The organism is Actinomyces sp. zg328, assembly GCF_009829635.1.
Lineage (GTDB): Bacteria > Actinomycetota > Actinomycetes > Actinomycetales > Actinomycetaceae > Actinomyces > Actinomyces marmotae.
Genome location: NZ_VWPE01000007.1, coordinates 71943 through 89269 on the forward strand (window position 1 = coordinate 71943; position 17327 = coordinate 89269).

A 17327-nucleotide genomic window follows, 5' to 3' on the forward strand; every position below is an offset into this window, starting at 1 on the left:
ACCGGTTCGGAGGGGGGACGGCAGCAGTGCGGGGCCGCGCGCTGATCGCCCGGCCCCGGCGAAAGGGGCGGGGTCAGAAGGCGAGGGCGTGGGCCGCCCTGGTGACGGTCACCTCCGGGTCACCGCTGCCCGACAGATCGACCGTCCCGGAGAAGGTGTATCTCACCGTCTGGTCCTTCGGGTTCTTGTCCCACGTGGAGGGGATCCTCCGGTAGGTGAAGACGATCGTGCCGCTCTTGAAGGTGGAGGCGTCGTCCATGGTCACCGTGCTCGCCGGAGTCGTCACCGAGAGTGACGCCAGGTCCGTGCTCCGCAGCTCGATGGGGCAGGAGCTGTCGGTATTGGTCGGCGGCGTCACGCAGCTCGTGGCCTTCTCGTTGATCTTGGCCAGGACGTACCGCTTGAGCTCCTCGGTCGGCTCGCCCTCGACGGCGAGAACGGTCCCCGAGGCCGCGCTGTCGCCGGGCAGGACCGTGACCGAGGATTTATCAGTGGTGATATAAGCGGAGGTCGCCGACGCGCTGGCGATGGGGTAGATGCCGGGGTACATGTACTGGACGGCGGTCCCGCCGGCGCGCTCCGGGGGCTTCGGCCCCTTGGAACTCTTGCTCGGGTTCTCCAGAGCGACCTCGGTGCCGCCCACGCTGAGGCCCCCCAATGACTTGGAGGACAGTTGGACGGGCATGGCCAGCGAGGTCTTCACCTTCCAGTTGTTGAGCAGGCCGAAGGACTTGTCCTTGGAGGACACGGTGAAGATCCGGGTGAACTTCTCGCCATTGACGGACAGTGTGGCCTCGACCCGCTTCTCATCGTCTCCCTTCCCTTTCTCCTTCTCCTCGACGTCGACCACCGTGATCCGCGACGTCGCCGCGGACATGGCCGAGTCCGTCAGGAGTGCGCGCTGATCATTCGACACTCCTGGGTCCACCATGGCCGTGGCCTCGGAGGCCTTCCCGGCGGCCACGAGATCGAGGTACTTCTCGACCTCCTTCTCAGGCGTGCGCTGGGAGTTGAGCATCTCGACGGCGATGAAGAAGCCCATGAGGAGCGCGAGGCAGGCGACGACGGCGCCCGTGGCCAACTTGAGGCGACGGCGTGCCCGGGGGCTCATGGGGGCCGGGATGGCCGGCGCGGGGACCGTGCCGGCCACGGCGAGGGCCGCGCCAGCGGGGAATGATCCCGTGTCCGGGGCGCCCAGCGGGAAGGCGCCGGTGCCGGGCGCACCCAGCGGGAAGGCGCCGGTGCCGGGCGTGCCGAGCGGGAAGGCGCCGGTGCCGGGACTGGCCGCGGGCGCCCCCGGCGGCGGGGGCGCCGCCGCGGCGATGGGACTGGCTTGGGCGACGGGACCAGCGGAGGCGATCGGGCCGGTCGAGGTCACCGGCCCTGCCGCGAACTGGCCGGACACCATCGGGAGCGCTCCGGTGGCCGGCAGGCCCGCGACCCAGCGGTCGACGGCGGCGCCACCACCGATGAGGCGCAGCAGCGAGGCCGCATTGGCGTGGAGCAGGCCGGGGACGTACTCGGCGAGCACGGAGATCACCAGCAGGATGAGCGCGAGTGTGAGGGAGGACCACCACGACGGGACGAGGGAGAGGCCCGCGCTGTGGGAGCCCAAGCGCGCGACGGAGACGCCGATATGAACCCTCAGGGGAATCAGCAGGTGGAGAGCCACGATGGCCAGGACGAGGCCCACGGCCGGCATCTGCCAGACGCGCTCGAAGGAGGGCGCGGCCAGGCGCTGGCGACGCGTGCCGATGCGCGCCGCGGCCACCACCAGGAGCACCAGGATCGCCAGGAACAGGAGGGCCGACCAGCCGCCCAGCGCATCCCAGGCCAGGCTCGTCGTCGTCCCGGCGTCGACCGGGATGTCGGCGAAGACGCCGAAGGCGTCGCGCTGGCTCGCGGAGAGTGACGCTCCGCCGAGCGTGCCCAGGCTGAGCGCGTAGATGAGCAGGTTGCCGAGGTAGACGGGGATGACGGGGATCGCGTGGGCGGCGTCGTTGAGCGCGGCGCCGACGATGGCGCCCAGCACGACGACGGGGCCGAGGATGACGCCGACGCCCCAGGCGAGCCCGCCGAGCTCGTGGACCACCCGCTGGATAGCCCCGGGGGCGCGCGCCAGCAAGGCGCTACCAGCGCGTGCGGCTGTCAGCGCGCCGAAGACGAGGACCCAGACGCTGAGGAGGATCCATCCCGGCGAGGCGTGGATCTCGCCCTTGTCGAGGTCGGGGCTCATCCCGTCGCCGGACACGGAGACGATGCCGGTCAGGAGGCAGGCGACGACGGCGATGGCCAGTGCTTCCAGGGCCGCGCGCAGGGCGACGGCGCCGAACGGCGCCCAGGACTCGTCCTGGCGCGCGCGGCGGCGCGCGAGGAGGTGGACCGCCGTCGCCACCGCCGCGAGCGTGCCCAGGGGGAGCATGGACGCCCCGATGGACACCGATCCAACCGAGCCCTCGTCGATGCCGCCGGTCAGGTGCCCGCCCAGGCTGTAGCCCATGGCGACGAGGAGCGGCGAGATTCCCGACGGCGCCTTGTCCACGGAGGGCGCGATGGCCACGAGGATGAGGATCGCGGAGATGAGCGCCGTGCCGAGCACCGCCGCGAGGGTCAGCAGGAAGGAGATCTGCGCGGGCGCGCGCCCCAGCGGCGATAGCGCCTGGGACACGACGCTCGGCGGCGCCTGAAAGGCCGGCTGATCAGCTGAGACCGTGGATTCATCACTCATGAGGCGCCTTTGAGGTCGAGGGTGAGGTAGATCGCATCATCGCATGAGTCAACCCCTGACGTGCGATGAGTCCGCATTATGGGGATGCGCCCGCCTTCTCCGCGAGACCGGTCGAAAACAGGAGCGAAACCGGTCGAAAATAGGAGCGAGACCGGTCGCGCGGACGGCGGCGACGCGTCGCGACGGGCGCGGATACCCTCGGGCCCATGAGCGCTCCTGTCTGGTCCTTCCTCGGTCCCGCCGGCACTTTCAGCGAGATGGCCCTGCGTGCCGTCGCGCCCGCGGCCGTCGACGTCGAGCCCTGCCCCGATGTGCCCACCGCCCTGGACCGGGTGCGCGAGCGCGAGGCCGCCTCCGCCGTCGTCCCCATCGAGAACTCGGTCGAGGGCGGGGTCAACGCCACGATCGACAACCTCATCGCCTCTTCCCCGCTGGTCATCACCGCCGAGGTGGCCATCCCCATCACCTTCGTGCTTGCCGGTCGCGCCGGCACCCGCCTGGAGGACGTGCGGGCCGTCTCCACCCACCCCCACGCCTGGGCGCAGTGCCGCGGCTGGGCCCACGCCAACCTCCCGGACGCCGTCTACGTGGCCGGCACCTCCACCTCCGCCCCCGCCAAGGCGCTGGCCGAGGGCGCCGAGGCCGGCTTCCAGGCGGTCCTGTGCAACCCGCTGGCCGCCCAGCAGTACGGCCTGGACGTCATCGCCGGCGGCGTGGCGGACAATCCCGACGCCGTGACCCGCTTCGTCGTGATCTCCCGGCCCGGGCGGGTCTGCGAGCCGACCGGCGCGGATAAGACGACGCTCATGGTCCAACTCCCGCACGACCGCGCCGGCGCCCTGCTCGACATGCTTGAGCAGTTCAGCGCCCGCGGGGTCAACCTCTCGCGCATCGAGTCCCGCCCCGTGGGTGATTCCCTGGGCCGCTACCGCTTCAGCATCGACATCGAGGGGCACATCCGCGAGGAGCGCGTCCAGGCCGCCTTCATCGGCCTGCACCGGACCTGTCCCATGGTCCGCTTCCTCGGCTCCTACCCCCGGCTCGACGGCCGCCCCGTGGTGGTCAGCGCCGGCACGAGCGACAAGGACTTCACCGTGGCGCGCGCCTGGGTGGCCGACGTTCTCGCTGGCCGCACGCTGTAGCCGGACCCGGGCTCACCCGCGCTCACCCCGTCCGCGGCACCCGGACGGCGACGGCGCCGGGCTCGACGTGCACGCGCGCCCACCTGGCCGGGGCTAGGACCTCGCCGTCGATCTCCAGCGGGGCGGGCTCGCCCAGGTCCACCACCGCCTCGCGTCCGCGGGCCAACCGCACGTCCGCCAGTCCCCGCCCCGGCGGTGTGTAGCGGGCGGGCGCGGGCGGCAGGACCTGGCGGGCGAGCGAGGCCCAGCCGACCAGGCCGCGCCTGACGTCGAGCGCGGCCACGTCGAGCGCGCCGTCGTCCATGCGGGCGTCTGGCAGCAGTCGGATCCCGGCGGGCAGCCGGCCTGAGTTCGCGATGAGCAGGCAGCGGGCACGCGCCTCCTCCCGGGCCCCGCCGTCGACGGCGATGCGCATCGGCAGGCGCGGCGACCCCAGGCTCCGCACGGCGGCGATCGCGTAGGCCCCCCAGCCGGCGTGGCGCTTGAGTCCGGCGCGGGTGGCGGCCACGAGCCGGGCGTCGAACCCGATCCCGGTGACCACCAGGCAGGGCTCCGGGGGCGCCCCGGCGGCCTCCAGCGCGTCCGTGCTCACCCGCAGCAGGTCGATCAGCGCCACCCGGTGCGCCGCCGTGCCCGCCGCCAGGCGCAGCGCCGGCCAGCGGCGCAGCGGGATGCCGAGGCCCCGGGCCGCGAGGTTCGCCGTGCCGAGCGGGACGATGCCGAACTCCACCCCTGCGCGAGGGCCACTGGCCCGGGCGACTCCGTCGGCCACGGCGCGCGCGGTCCCATCCCCGCCGGCGGCGATGACGAGTTCCGCGCCGGCCTCCACGGCCCTGGCGGCCTGGCGCGCCCCGTGCTGATCGGGGGTCGTGGCCGCCCAGTCGACGCGCGCCCACCCCGCGGCGCGCAGCTCAGCGGCGAGGGCGGCCCGCAGGCGCGGCGTCGCCCCCCGCTTGGAGGGGTTGATGATGACGCAGGCCAGCCCGCCCATACGGCCGTGCTCAGCTCGGCGCGGCCGACTCAGGCGGTCTCGGCGCTCGCCGTCGGCTCCAGGACCGGTAGCCCGGTGGACCGCATGAGATCGGTGCAGATCTCGGCGAGCTGGGCGAAATCCTCGGTTCGCGAGGAGGAGGCGCGGTGGACCAGGGCGATGCGGCGCACCGGCGTGGGAGCGGCGAAGCGGGCCACGCCGTGGGCGTCCGCGCTGGAGAGCATGCTCAGCGCGCCCTCGGGGATGACGGTGATGCCCACCCCGTGCGCCACCATCCGCATGACCGTCGACAGCGTGGTCGCCACCGCGACCGGCGGGCGGTTGCCGTAGCGCTGGCACAGGGCGAGGGTCTGGTCGCGCAGGCAGTTGCCCTCGTCGAGGAGCAGGAGGTTCTCGTCGTCGAGATCCTCGGGGGCGACGTCCTCGCGGCCCGCCCAGGGATGGTCGGTGGCGGTGAGGATGATGAGCGGCTCATCGAACATCGGCACCGCGGTGATGCGGGGGATCTCGGACTCGACGGCGATGATGGCGGCGTCGAGGCGGCCCTGGCCCAGCATGTCCAGGATGTCCCCGGTGACCATCTCGCGCATCCCGGGCTGGAGCTGCGGGTGGCTCTCGCGCAGGCCGTCGAGCAGGACGGGCGCGACATAGGGGGCGAGGGTCGGGATGATCCCCAGCCGCAGCGCCCCGGTCAGGGCCGCTCCCTGATTCGTGACGGCGTCGGAGAAGGCCTCCGCCGCGAGGACCGCCTCACGGGCGTAGGACAGCAGGGTCTCACCGAGGGGGGTGACGAGCACGCGTCGCGTGGTGCGCTCCACGAGCTCCCCGCCCACGCGCTTCTCCAGGGCGGTGATCGCCTGCGAGAGGCTGGGCTGGGAGACGCCGAGGGCGGCAGCGGCCTCACCGAAGTGCTGGTGGTCGCACAGCGCGACGAAGGCGCGCAACTGCGAGAAGGATGGCAGTGAGGAGGAGGGCATAGCGATTCCTGGGGTGAGGATGGGGCATGTATCGGGTTGGGAGGCTGGAGGGATGCGGGACACGCTCGTCCGCGCAGGTACGGGCCGCGTGAGGGGTCGGGCGGCCCAGGGAAGCCGCATTGGTCAGGTGAGCTCGCAGGTGGAGCCGCTATTGACCTCACTATAGGCGCTTATCCAATGAATGCAGAAGTTTTCTAAGGAGCTCCGGAGTGTCCGCTCACTCAGTGGTCATTCAGTAGGTGACTGATACCGCCGCCGGCCCTCTGCCGCGCGCGGGATCGACGGCGCGCCCCGGCCCGGCCGCTGGCTACACTCGGCCTTATGATCGATCTGCGCGAGCTCCGTGAGAACCCAGAGCCGTACCGCGCCAGCCAGCGCGCCCGCGGCGCCGACGTCGGCCTTGTCGACCGCATCATCGCCGCTGACGAGTCCCGCCGCTCCCTCCTGGGCGCCTTCGAGGCCCTGCGGGCCGAGCAGAAGAGCGTGTCCAAGTCGATCGGCAAGGCCGCCCCGGGGGCCGAGCGCGATGCCGCTCTGGCCAGTGCCAAGGAGCTCGCCGAGCGGGTCAAGGCCGCCGAGGCGGCCGCCAATGGCGCCGCCGCCGAGCTCGACGATCTCGCCCGCCAGTTCCCCAACCTCATCGCCGGCGCCCCCACCGGAGGCGAGGAGGACTACGTCGTCCTGCGGCACGAGGGCGGCGAGCCGCGCGACTTCGCCGCCGAGGGCTTCACCCCCGCCGACCACCTCGCCCTGGGCGAGGGCCTGGACATCATCGACACGCGCCGCGGCGCGAAGGTCTCCGGCGCCCGCTTCTACTACCTCAAGGGCGCCGGCATGCGCCTGGAGCTCGCGCTGATGACCGCCGCCCTGGACCTGGCCGGCCGCCACGGCTTCACCCCCATGACGACGCCGACCCTCGTGTCCCCCGCCATCATGGGCGGCACCGGGTTCCTCGGCGCCCACAGCGACGAGATCTACTACCTCCCGGCGGACGACCTCTACCTCACCGGCACCTCCGAGGTGGCCCTGGCCGGCTACCACACCGATGAGATCCTCGACCTGGCCGCCGGCCCCAAGCGCTACCTCGGCTGGTCCACCTGCTACCGGCGCGAGGCCGGCGCCGCCGGCAAGGACACCCGTGGCATCATCCGCGTCCACCAGTTCAACAAGGCCGAGATGTTCTCCTACTGCCGCCCCGAGGACGCCGAGGCCGAGCACGCCCGCCTCCTGGCCATGGAGGAGGAGATGCTGGCCCTGGTCGGCCTGCCCTACCGGGTCATCGACACCGCCGCCGGGGACCTGGGCAGTTCGGCCGCCCGAAAGTTCGACTGCGAGGCCTGGCTGCCCACCCAGGAGCGCTGGATGGAGGTCACCTCCACCTCGAACTGCACCACCTTCCAGGCCCGGCGCCTTGGCACCCGCGAGCGCCGCGAGGGCGGCACCGCGCCGGTGGCCACGCTCAACGGGACCCTGGCCACCACCCGCTGGATGGTGGCGATCCTGGAGAACCAGCAGCGCGCCGACGGCGCCGTCGTCGTCCCTGAGGGCCTGCGCCCCTACATGGGCGGCCTTGAGGTCATCGAGCCCGTCGAGCGATGAGCCTGGACCGGTCGCGTCGCCCCGAGGAGGGGGCGGCAGGGGGGCCCGGCCCGGGTGAGCGGTGGGGGGCGGCCGATGAGGTGCGCCCCTCGGGCGCGCCGCTGACGGACCTCGACCCCGACTCCGCCCCGGCCCTCAGCCTCGGGGGAGCCACCCATTACCCGGGCCCCCCCGGGGCCCGCCCCCTGGACGATGACGCCTACGCCCTCCTCGTGGCCAACCGGGCCGAGGCCATCGCCCCGATCCTCGACGCCGCTGGCCCGGGCGCCCAGGCCGGGCCCACCGCCCCGGCCGGGCCGGGCGGCCCGGGCGCCCAGACCGGGCCGGGCTTCCGCCCCGCCCTGGGGCCGGGGCTCATCGTCGCCCTCGACGTCGATGGCACCATCCTCGACCGCGACGGGCGCGTCTCCGACCGCCTCCACGCCGCGCTGTCCCGCCTGACCGCCACCGGCGCCCAGATCGTCGTGTCCACGGGGCGCAGCGTCTTCGCCTCACTGCCGGTGGCCCACCACATCGGCGTCCGCCACGGCTGGATGGTCTGCGCCAACGGCGCCCTCACGCTGCGCCTGGACCCCGGCCTGGAGCGCGGGCACGAGGTCATCGACTCGGTGACCTTCGACCCCGCGCACGTCATCTCCACATTGCGCCAGGCCATCCCGGAGGGCATCTTCGCCGTCGAGGTCCCCGATGAAGGCTTCCTCGTCACCCGGCTCTTCCCCGACGGCGAGCTCATCGAGGACCAGCGCGTCGTCAGCCACGAGGAGATCATCTCCCGGCCGGTCAACCGCGTGGTGCTGCGCGCGCCGGCCATGGGCCTGGAGGAGTTCAGCGCCCTCGTGCGCTCCACGGGCTCCTCGACCGTCGAGGAGTACTCGATCGGCTGGACCTCCTGGCTCGACGTCGCCCCCGAGGGCGTCTCGAAGGCGACGGCGCTCGCGGGCCTGGCCGCCCGCCTGGGTACCGACGCCTCCCAGGTGGTGGCCGTGGGGGACGGCACCAATGACATCGAGATGCTCCGCTGGGCGGGCCTCGGCGTGGCCATGGGCTCGGCTCCCGAGTCCGTCAAGGCCAGTGCCGACATCATCACCGAGTCCGTCTGGCACGATGGATGCGCCGCGGTCCTCGACGCCCTCGTCGATCTCCTGAGCACTCGATCCCTGCGGGCCGCCGAGAGAGAAGAGCTTTGATGAGCCCCATCATTCGCCGTCCCAGCCCCGCCCGGCGCGCCAGAGCCGCCGGCATCGTGAGCGGAGCCCCCTGCGCCCCCTGCGCCGCAGGCCCCGGCGGTGGCCCGGTTCCTCCCCGCCCCTCGCGTCGGGCCATGGGGGCGGCGCTTGCCCTGGCCGGCGCCGCCCTGGTCGGCTGCGCGCCCAAGGGCATCAGTGGCGCTCAGGCCAGTTCCGCGCCTGGCTGCAACGTGGATCCCACGCTGCGGGGCACCTCGCTCACGCTCACCTCGCCGCTGACGGGCGTTGAGGCGCAGCGCCTGGAGGCCTCCCTGGAGGCCTTCACCACCTGCACCGGCATCAGCGTCGTCCACACCGGCTCCGACATGCTCGAGGAGGACCTGCGTGCCGGGCGTCACGGCGATCTCGCGATCGTCCCCCAGGCGAGCATCATCTCCGAGCTGGTGTCCGATGGCCGGCTGGCGGCCCTGTCCAACCAGGTCGGGGCGAACGTGGAGCTCGGATGGGAGCGCACCTGGGGCGAGGCCGGGACCTACGACGGCACGCTCTACGCCGCGCCCCTCATGGCCTCCGTGAAGTCCTTCATCTGGTACTCGCCGTCGGCCTTCGCCAAGGCCGGTTACAAGGTGCCCACCACCTGGGCCGAACTGGAGTCCCTCACGAAGAGGATGGCCTCGGCGGGCGCCGCGGGCCAGGGGGCCACGGGGGCCACGGGAGGCCCGACGGCGAGCGCGAGCGCCAGTCCGGGTGGGGCGGCCACCGCGCAGGCCTCCCCTGGCGCCAGCCCCGGGGCCAGCGCCGAGAATCCGGCGCCCTGGTGCCTGCCGGTGGCCGACGGCCCCACGAGTGGGTGGACGGTCACGGACTGGCTGGAGGACGCGATCCTGGCCACCCAGGGGCCGGGCGCTTATGACGCCTGGGAGTCGCACAGGGTCCCGCTCAACGACCCCACCGCCGTGCGCGCCCTGGACTCGGTGGCCTCCCTCGTGCTCGCCGACGGGCACGCGCTCGGCGGACGGGCGGGCTCCTCGGCCATGACCCTGGAGGCCGCCGGCGCCGCCCTGGCCGAGGGCCGCTGCTACATGGTCCACGCCTCGAGTTCCTTCGAGACCGTCCTGCCCGACGGCGGCGCCGACCTCGACGCCTTCCTGGTGCCCAGCGCCTCGGATGATGAGACTCCCGTCCTCGTGGGCGGCGACTACCTCGTCTCCTTCTCCGACGGCCCGGGTGCGCAGGCGCTGGCCGAGTACATGACCAGCGCCGAGTGGGCGCGGGCGAGGGCCGCGCTCGGCGGGGTGGCCACCGCCAACCGGCGCGTGGACGCCTCCTCCATCAACTCGCGAGTGGGGCGGCGGGCCACGGAGATGCTCCAGTCGCGCCAGACCCTCATCCGCATGGATGCCTCTGATGGCATGCCCCCCGAGGTCGGCGCGCACACGATGTGGACGGCCCTGGCCTCCTGGGTTGCGGGCTCCTTGGACTCCGAGGGCGCCCTCGCCCAGGCGGAGAGGGCCTGGCCCACCAGTTGAGCCCGCCCGGTGGGTTCGCCCCGCCGGCTGGTAGCCTTGCGCTGCATCAGGCATGGGCGGCGACGGCGCTCCGCCGCGTCCGCTCCCGCCCATGCGCACCGGGTCGAGGAGGACTCATGGGACTGGGATGGTTCAGCGCGCCGGAGCACAACCGTTGGCTCGCCGAGGAGATGCACGCGCTCCTTCGTCTCGGGCGGGCCGCGCGGGTGCCCGCGGGCTTCGGTTGGATCGGGCCCGACGGCGCCGTGGACACCTCGCGCCCCGTCGAACTGTGGATCACCGGCCGCATGACCTTCGCCTTCTCCCTGGGAACGCTCCTGGGGATCCCCGGCTGCCGCCGCTACGCCGATCACGGCGTGCGGGCCCTGAACCGCGTGCTGCGCGACCACGCCCACGGGGGCTGGTACTCCGCCGTCGGCCATGAGCTGGACGCCGAGGGGCACGGCGTCCCCACTCGGGAGGCGGCTCGAAAGGAGTGCTACCAGCACGCCTTCGTCATGCTCGCCGCCGCTGCGGCGACGGCCGCGAACCGCCCCGGCGCCCATGAGCTGCTCGCCGAGGCCTGCCGCGTCGTCGAGGCGCGCTGGTGGGACGCCTCCTACGGGATGCCGATCGAGTCCTACGCCGTCGATTGGAGCGACCCGGAGGACTACCGGGGCCTCAACGCGGCGATGCACACGGTCGAGGCCTTCCTGGCCACCGCCGATGTCACCGGGGACTCGGCATGGCTGGAGCGCGCCGTCCAGATCATCGACTTCGCCGTCAACGTCCACGCCCGCGACCATGACTGGCGCCTCCCCGAGCACTACGACACCGCCTGGCGCCCGCGCCTGGACTACAACGAGGACGCCCCCGCCCACCCCTTCCGCCCCTACGGGGCCACGCCCGGGCACGGCCTTGAGTGGGCCCGCCTGACGGTCCAGGCCCGTGCCGCGCTCGTGGGCCGCCGCCTGCCCATGCCCGACTGGATGCTCGATGCCGCGGAGTCACTCTTCGACCGCGCCCGCACGGACGCCTGGAGGAGCGACGGCCGGCCGGGTTTCGTCTATACCACGGACTTCGAGGGCCGGCTCATCGTCCGTGAGCGCATGCACTGGGTGGTATGCGAGGGCATCTCCGCCGCCGCCGCGATCCGCCAAGCCCTGCTCGACGACGGCCGCGGCGAGATCGAGGTCGAGCTCTACGAGCACTGCTACCGCACGTGGCTCGACTACGCCGAGGAGTTCCTCATCGTCTCGCCCGGCGTGTGGTGGCACGAGCTCGACACCTCCAACGCGCCCTCCGCGCGGATCTGGGAAGGGCACCCGGACATCTACCACGCCCTCCAGGCCACGCTCATGCCCCGGCTGCCGGTGTGGCCCTCGATGGCGCAGGCCATCGCCGAGGGCCGCCTCGACCGGCCCTCCTCGGCGCCGCCCGCCGAGGAGTTGGGGAGGGGCTCGCGCCGTCGGGGGCTCTTCGGCCGCGGATGAGGCGAGCCGGCCGGCGCCGTGAGCGCCGGTGGGAGCGCCGGTGGGCCGTTGGGAACACGGCGGGAGCGCGGCGTCCGCTCGGGGTGCCCGGTGCCTGCCCGGGGTGCCCGGCGCTCGACTGGCATCCGGGCGGGCACGATGCTGTAGGGTCGGTCCTGCCTGGCGGTGGCGCCGGGCCATGGAGGAATGACAGAGTGGCCGAATGTGGCGGTCTTGAAAACCGCTGTGCGCCTCGCGCACCGGGGGTTCGAATCCCTCTTCCTCCGCGGCGGCTGCGGCTGCCCGGTGCTCGCGCCTCGCTTTGCGGGGTCGGGGCGCCCTGGGGTAGTCTCGCAGCGCGCTTCGCGTCTGGAGACGTCGCATAGTGGCCTAGTGCGCCTCCCTGCTAAGGAGGTTGGGGTGGAAGCCCCTCGGGGGTTCGAATCCCCCCGTCTCCGCCGGACAGCCCCGGGATCGCTCTCCCGGGGCTTCTCTGTGCTTGGTGGAGGGGAGGGCTTTCGTCTCGATGGAGTGACAGGGATGGAGCGTCGGGCCCGCTGCCGCGCGGGGTCGGGCCCCTGACGCTCCCGCCAAGATCACCGGCGCACGTCAGGCCCTCTGCGGCGCCGGGTCGGGCCACCAGAACAGGGCAGAAACGACGCGAGCAGTGTCAGGCCCGCTGCGGCGCGGGGTCGGGCGGTTCCGCACGTTCGGCCTTGGGACGCTAGTCGTCAGGCCCGCTGTGGCGCGGGATTGGGGTTCTCGTGGGTGCGCCCCGGGCACGGTGGGAATCGGGTGAGGACAGGCCCGGTCAAGAGAAGCCGCAACCAGCAGAAGGCGTCCTCTGTGCCGTCGGGAGCACCGGTGGGCCGTTGGGAGCACCGGTGGGCCGTTGGGAGCACCGCGGGGAGCGTCGCCCTGGATGGTCCAGTGCTGCTTTGGGCGGCCCGGCGCTGCCCTGGATGGCCCGGCGCCGCTTCGGATGGCCTAGCGTCATCCTGGATGACTGCCTTGAGTGCCCCGGCGTCGGGCCGCGAGTGCCCCGGCGTCGGGCCGCGAGTGCCCCGGCGTCGGGCCGCGAGTGCCCCGGCGTCGGGCCACGAGCGCCCCGGCGTCGGGCCACGAGCGCCCCGGCGTCGGATCACGAACTCCCCGCAGGATTTCCCAGGCGCTTCACAGTGAAGTCAAGGGTGTGCTCCCAGGTCCGCGGGGTTATATGGATGTCACCGCCGGGCGGAACGGATCGGGAGGGTTGGGGAACCCGCTGATCGGTTCGGGCCGAGGCTGGCGCAGGTTTTAGGGAGCCTGCTCCAGGCGATCCGGCGAAGGAGGTCAGCTCCTTCCTCGTCATGGGAACCGGGGGAGTTGAGCGGCCTCACGAACGAAGGGCCCGTGGACCCGGGTATCACCCGGGTCCACGGGCCCTGATCGTTCTAGAAATCATGACTGACCAGCAACGATGGTCGTGAGGCGCTGCTGACGGAGGTGGAGGGCCGGGTCTCGGGTGTTCTCACCAAGGATGGGGAACCGAGGAGTTCCTTCTCCTCGGTGGGTGATCTGATCGCCGGATCGCGCGGTCACTGAGAGTCACGGAGAACACTGCGAGAGCGCGTGTCCCGGATGCGCTTCAGGGGCCCGGGCGCTCCTCCTGCGCCGGGCTCATCGCCGGGCCCCGCCCTGAGAGCGATCACTCCCGCTCGGCCGGGAACCGCGTGGCGGCCCCGCGAAGAGCCTCGCCCTTCTCGGCCGGCATGGGCAGGCGGCGTCCTTGCCCTGCGCGGTCCGAGGATGAAGCGCTTCTCAACGATCGTGGTGAAGCCGACGTCGTTGCCGCCGATGATCAGCATGACCAGGTCAATGACCCCGGGTACGGCCGCCACCCGCTCGGCCAGGGGGCTGCTCGTCGGGGCGCCGTCCTCGCCTCGTGGGGGCTCCTCGGCCCACCTGGCCCTGTGCCGCGCTTCACGGTCTGGCGATTTGGCGAGCCCAGGGGCGCAGCGTAGAGTCCTGCCTGTCGGAAACGACATGCGCCAGTAGCTCAACGGATAGAGCAGCTGACTACGGATCAGCAGGTTGGGGGTTCGAATCCCTTCTGGCGCACCAACACCCCGTCATCGGCTGGATCGACAGTCGGAGCCGGGGTGTTTTCCATTACCGGGAAGCCGGGAGTTGCTTCACCGACGGGCGCCATCCGCACCCAGAGGCGCCATCCGCACCCGGAGGTGCCATCCGCACCCGGAGGTGCTATCCGCGCCCAGAGGTGCGGGCAGGACGCACTTCTCGGTGCGGACGGCACCGGTCAGTGTGGACGGCACCCGTCGGTGCGGAGAGCACCGGTCGGTGCGGAGAGCACCGGTCGGCGCGGACGCGCTTCTCGACGCGGAGGGCGCCGGTGGGTGGCGCGTGGGCGAGACGCTAAATGCCCTCGATGAAGGCGAGCGACGCCGCGATCATGGTCGACGTCGGAAGCGCGCGACACGCACGCGCCATGCGGGTGAGGGCGGAACGGCGCGAGTGGTCCGGCGGCCATCATCCGACCACCAGGTGGGGCGCGCTTTGAGCTGAGAGCGCGACCGGAGGATCGAGTCGGGGGCGGCCGCGCGACTCGGCTAGGCTCTGGGGGTGAAGTTTCTCAACGGGCTGGCCCCGTCCTTCGACCTGACCTACGACGACGTCTTCATGGCGCCCTCGCGCTCCTCCGTGGGCTCGCGCATGGGCGTGGACCTCGCCACCGACGACGGAACCGGCACGACGATCCCGCTCGTCGTGGCCAATATGACGGCCGTCGCCGGCAAGCGCATGGCTGAGACCGTGGCCCGTCGCGGCGGGCTGACGATCATCCCGCAGGACATCCCCGTCGACGTCGTCATGGACACGGTCGCTCAGGTCAAAGCCTCCCACCTCGTCTACGACACCCCCGTCACCGTCAAGCCCCACCACACCTGCGGCTACGTCATGGGCCTGATCCCCAAGCGCTCCCACGGCGCCGCCATCGTCGTCGACCCGGGGACCGACCGGCCCGTGGGCATCGTGGACCTCTCCGACGCCTCGGGCGTGGATCGCTTCACCCAGGTGCGCGCCGTCATGTCCACCGAGCTCGTCACCCTGCCCGAGGGCATCGACGCCCGAGAGGCCTTCGACCGCCTCAAGGCCGCCCGCCGCCGCATGGCGCCCGTGGTTGACGCCGAGGGCCGCCTCGTCGGCGTCCTCACCCGCGCCGGCGCCGTGCGCTCGACGATCTACCGCCCCGCCGTCGACGCCGAGGGCCGCCTGCGCATCGGCGCCGCCATCGGCATGAACGGGGACCCCGCCGGGCGCGCCGTCGAGCTCGTCGAGGCCGGGGTGGACGTCATCGTCGTCGACACCGCCCACGGCCACCAGGACCGGATGCTCGACGCCGTCGCCTCCGTGCGATCCGCCCTGCCCGCAGGGGCGCCGATCGCCGCCGGGAACGTCGTGACCGCCGCCGGCGTGCGCGATCTCGCCGAGGCCGGCGCCTCCATCATCAAGGTCGGGGTCGGCCCGGGCGCCATGTGCACCACCCGCATGCAGACCGGTGTGGGCCGGCCCCAGTTCTCCGCCGTCCTGGAATGCTCGCAGGCCGCCCACGACCTCGGCGCCTCCGTCTGGGCCGACGGCGGCGTGCGCCACCCCCGCGACGTCGCCCTCGCGCTCGCGGCCGGGGCCTCCAACGTCATGATCGGCTCCTGGTTCGCTGGAACCCACGAGTCCCCGGGCGACGCCCAGATCGACGCCGATGGGCGCGCCTACAAGGAGTCCTTCGGCATGGCCTCCATGCGCGCGGTCCTCGGGCGCACCGAGGGGGAGAACGCCTTCGACCGGGCCCGCAAGGCCCTGTTCGAGGAGGGCATCAGCGGCGGGCGCATGTACATTGACCCGGCCCGCCCCGGCGTCGAGGACCTCATCGACCAGATCATCTCCGGCGTGCGCTCCTCCTTCACCTACGCGGGCGCCGCCTCTATCGCCGAGTTCCGCGAGCGGGCGATCGTTGGCCTTCAGTCCGCCTCCGGCTACCGTGAGGGCGCCCCCGTCCCCGTCTCCTGGTGAGCGCGCGGGCGGTTCTCACAGTGGAACCGCCCGCCGACCGGCGCGAAGCGCAGTGGATTGAGAACGCCGTGAATGCTCAGAGCGCTCGCCCGGCCCCGGCCTCCAGGGCCTGGAGGAGGTCCCAGGTGAGATCCGCGGCGTCCTCGATGCCCACGCTCAGGCGCAGGAGGCGGTCGGACAGCCCGTAGGCGGCCCGCCGCTCCGGCGGGACATCGGCGTGGGTCTGCGCGCTCGGGTTGGTCACAAGGGACTCCACGCCGCCGAGGGACTCGGCGAAGGTGAAGACCCTCAGCGCGGCGAGCATCGCCGCGATGTCCACGCCCTCGGCCACCTCGAAGGACACCATCCCGCTGCGTCCCGGGTAGAGCACCCGATCCACCAGGGGGCTCGGCTCAAGGGCCGCGACAACGGCCCGCGCGTTGGCCTCATGGCGGTCCATGCGCACCCCCAGCGTCTTCAGGCCCCGCAGCAGCAGGAAGCAGTCGAAGGGGGACAGCGTCGCGCCGGTCGTGTTGAGCCGGTACTGGACGCGCTCGCCCGCCGCCTCATCGGCGACGACGATCGCCCCGGCCATGACGTCGTTGTGCCCGCTCAAGTACTTCGTCGCCGAGTACAGGACGATGTCGGCGCCCAGTTCCAGCGGTCGGCACAGGTACGGGGTGAGGAAGGTGTTGTCGACGGCGAGCAGCGCCCCCGCGCTGTGGGCCAGCCGGGCCGCAGCGGCCAGGTCGATGAGCGCCATCATCGGATTGGTCGGTGATTCCACCAGGACGAGCGAGGCGGGCCGGTCCGGCCCCAGGGCCTCGCGCAGGCCCTCGTCCCCCAGGACGAAGTCGACCTCGTAGGCGCCCTCGGAGGCGAGTACCTCCAGGAGCCGGTAGCTGCCGCCGTAGAGGTCCTCCAGGGCCACGATCCTCGATCCCGCCGGCACCAGGGATCGGATCGCCAGCTCGATCGCGGCCATCCCCGAGGACAGTGCGAAGCCGGCCGCGCCGCCGTCGAGCCGGGCCAGGGCGTCCTGGACGACGTCGCGGGTGGGAGAGGCGGTGCGCGTGTAGTCGTAGCCGGTGGACTCGCCCAGGCCGGGGTGCCCGAAGGCCGTGGACAGGTGGATCGGCGTCGTGATCGCGCCGGTGAGAGGGTCAGTGCGGGTGCCCGCCTGCGCGAGCAGCGTGCCGATCCGCAGGGAGGGGCCGGTCCCGCGGGGACAGGCGGTGGTGGCGTCCCATGTGGGGTGGCGGTGCACCGGCGAGGCGCGGACGGGGGAGCGGGGCGTGTCGGGGATTCTGGTGCGGTCGGTGCGGTTGGTGCTGGGGGTGCTGGTCATGGTGGGTCCTGGGGGGGCGCTGGTGCGGGGGGCGGGGGTGAACGCGTCCGGCCCCGGCGGGCAGGAGCGGAGTCGACGAGCGCCGCGAGCAGAGACGACCTCGGACTCTGACCGTGATTGGGGTACAGCGACGGCTGGCGCTGTCAGCGCATCAGCATTCGACGCATGCCGTGAGCGTGCAGACGCTGGGCGCGGGGCATGATCATCGAGGTGGTCATGGGAGGGACGGTAGCGCTATCACCGGCCGGCCGGTCAAGCACCGCCCGGTATCTGGGCCGGGCTTGATCCGCGGCGACACCGCGCTATCCGCCGCATTCCATCACACAGT

At 72.6% G+C, this 17327-nt stretch carries 10 protein-coding genes and 3 tRNA genes; 9 read left to right on the top strand and 4 right to left on the bottom strand.

Going from position 1 to position 17327, the window contains the following annotated elements; translation table 11 throughout:
- Window positions 1-73: 73 nt before the first annotated feature.
- On the bottom strand, window positions 74-2728 hold the full coding sequence (locus GVV75_RS05220; protein WP_159813793.1) for a hypothetical protein: 2655 nt from the start codon (window positions 2726-2728) through the stop codon (window positions 74-76).
- Window positions 2729-2934: 206 nt separating this feature from the next.
- Here GVV75_RS05220 and pheA point away from each other — a divergent pair, with 206 nt between their 5' ends.
- Entirely contained in the window at window positions 2935-3870 is a 936-nt protein-coding gene (gene pheA / locus GVV75_RS05225) for a prephenate dehydratase (protein ID WP_159717970.1), read from the top strand.
- Window positions 3871-3892: 22 nt separating this feature from the next.
- Here the strand turns inward: pheA and GVV75_RS05230 are convergent, their stop codons facing one another.
- Window positions 3893-4861 (bottom strand): diacylglycerol/lipid kinase family protein, encoded by a 969-nt coding sequence (locus GVV75_RS05230; RefSeq protein WP_159813795.1) that lies wholly within the window; start codon window positions 4859-4861, stop codon window positions 3893-3895.
- 29 nt (window positions 4862-4890) lie between these two features.
- Window positions 4891-5838, bottom strand: a complete 948-nt coding sequence (locus GVV75_RS05235; protein ID WP_159813797.1) for a LysR substrate-binding domain-containing protein — start codon at window positions 5836-5838, stop codon at window positions 4891-4893.
- Between the two features lie 321 nt (window positions 5839-6159).
- Between GVV75_RS05235 and serS the strand changes: the two genes are divergently transcribed.
- From serS to GVV75_RS05275, 8 genes are all read left to right on the top strand, one after another.
- On the top strand, window positions 6160-7437 hold the full coding sequence (serS, locus tag GVV75_RS05240; RefSeq protein ID WP_159624389.1) for a serine--tRNA ligase: 1278 nt from the start codon (window positions 6160-6162) through the stop codon (window positions 7435-7437).
- Complete coding sequence (locus tag GVV75_RS05245) at window positions 7434-8624, top strand: HAD family hydrolase (RefSeq protein WP_159813799.1); 1191 nt, start codon at window positions 7434-7436, stop codon at window positions 8622-8624. The genes serS and GVV75_RS05245 overlap by 4 nt, the downstream gene beginning before the upstream one ends.
- Before the next feature lie 134 nt (window positions 8625-8758).
- Entirely contained in the window at window positions 8759-10153 is a 1395-nt protein-coding gene (locus tag GVV75_RS05250; protein ID WP_159813801.1) for an ABC transporter substrate-binding protein, read from the top strand.
- Window positions 10154-10269: 116 nt separating this feature from the next.
- Window positions 10270-11625 carry an AGE family epimerase/isomerase gene (locus GVV75_RS05255; RefSeq protein WP_159813803.1) on the top strand — a complete coding sequence of 452 codons (1356 nt, stop codon included), beginning with the start codon at window positions 10270-10272 and terminating at the stop codon, window positions 11623-11625.
- A gap of 180 nt (window positions 11626-11805) precedes the next feature.
- Window positions 11806-11891: transfer RNA gene (locus tag GVV75_RS05260), tRNA-Ser, on the top strand.
- Between the two features lie 84 nt (window positions 11892-11975).
- Window positions 11976-12062, top strand: a tRNA-Ser gene (locus tag GVV75_RS05265).
- A gap of 1569 nt (window positions 12063-13631) precedes the next feature.
- Window positions 13632-13707, top strand: a tRNA-Arg gene (locus GVV75_RS05270).
- A gap of 519 nt (window positions 13708-14226) precedes the next feature.
- Window positions 14227-15672 carry a GuaB1 family IMP dehydrogenase-related protein gene (locus GVV75_RS05275; protein ID WP_159624397.1) on the top strand — a complete coding sequence of 482 codons (1446 nt, stop codon included), beginning with the start codon at window positions 14227-14229 and terminating at the stop codon, window positions 15670-15672.
- Between the two features lie 76 nt (window positions 15673-15748).
- Here the strand turns inward: GVV75_RS05275 and GVV75_RS05280 are convergent, their stop codons facing one another.
- A complete protein-coding gene (locus GVV75_RS05280) occupies window positions 15749-16999 on the bottom strand; it encodes a PLP-dependent transferase (RefSeq protein WP_159813805.1) in 1251 nt (416 codons plus the stop codon).
- Window positions 17000-17327 lie beyond the last annotated feature (328 nt).

Coding starts and splice junctions, on each gene's coding strand:
- GVV75_RS05220 (WP_159813793.1), bottom strand. CDS start 2,728: ATGAGTGATGAATCCACGGTCTCAGCTGATCAGCCGGCCTTTCAGGCG.
- pheA (WP_159717970.1), top strand. CDS start 2,935: ATGAGCGCTCCTGTCTGGTCCTTCCTCGGTCCCGCCGGCACTTTCAGC.
- GVV75_RS05230 (WP_159813795.1), bottom strand. CDS start 4,861: ATGGGCGGGCTGGCCTGCGTCATCATCAACCCCTCCAAGCGGGGGGCG.
- GVV75_RS05235 (WP_159813797.1), bottom strand. CDS start 5,838: ATGCCCTCCTCCTCACTGCCATCCTTCTCGCAGTTGCGCGCCTTCGTC.
- serS (WP_159624389.1), top strand. CDS start 6,160: ATGATCGATCTGCGCGAGCTCCGTGAGAACCCAGAGCCGTACCGCGCC.
- GVV75_RS05245 (WP_159813799.1), top strand. CDS start 7,434: ATGAGCCTGGACCGGTCGCGTCGCCCCGAGGAGGGGGCGGCAGGGGGG.
- GVV75_RS05250 (WP_159813801.1), top strand. CDS start 8,759: ATGGGGGCGGCGCTTGCCCTGGCCGGCGCCGCCCTGGTCGGCTGCGCG.
- GVV75_RS05255 (WP_159813803.1), top strand. CDS start 10,270: ATGGGACTGGGATGGTTCAGCGCGCCGGAGCACAACCGTTGGCTCGCC.
- GVV75_RS05280 (WP_159813805.1), bottom strand. CDS start 16,999: ATGACCAGCACCCCCAGCACCAACCGCACCGACCGCACCAGAATCCCC.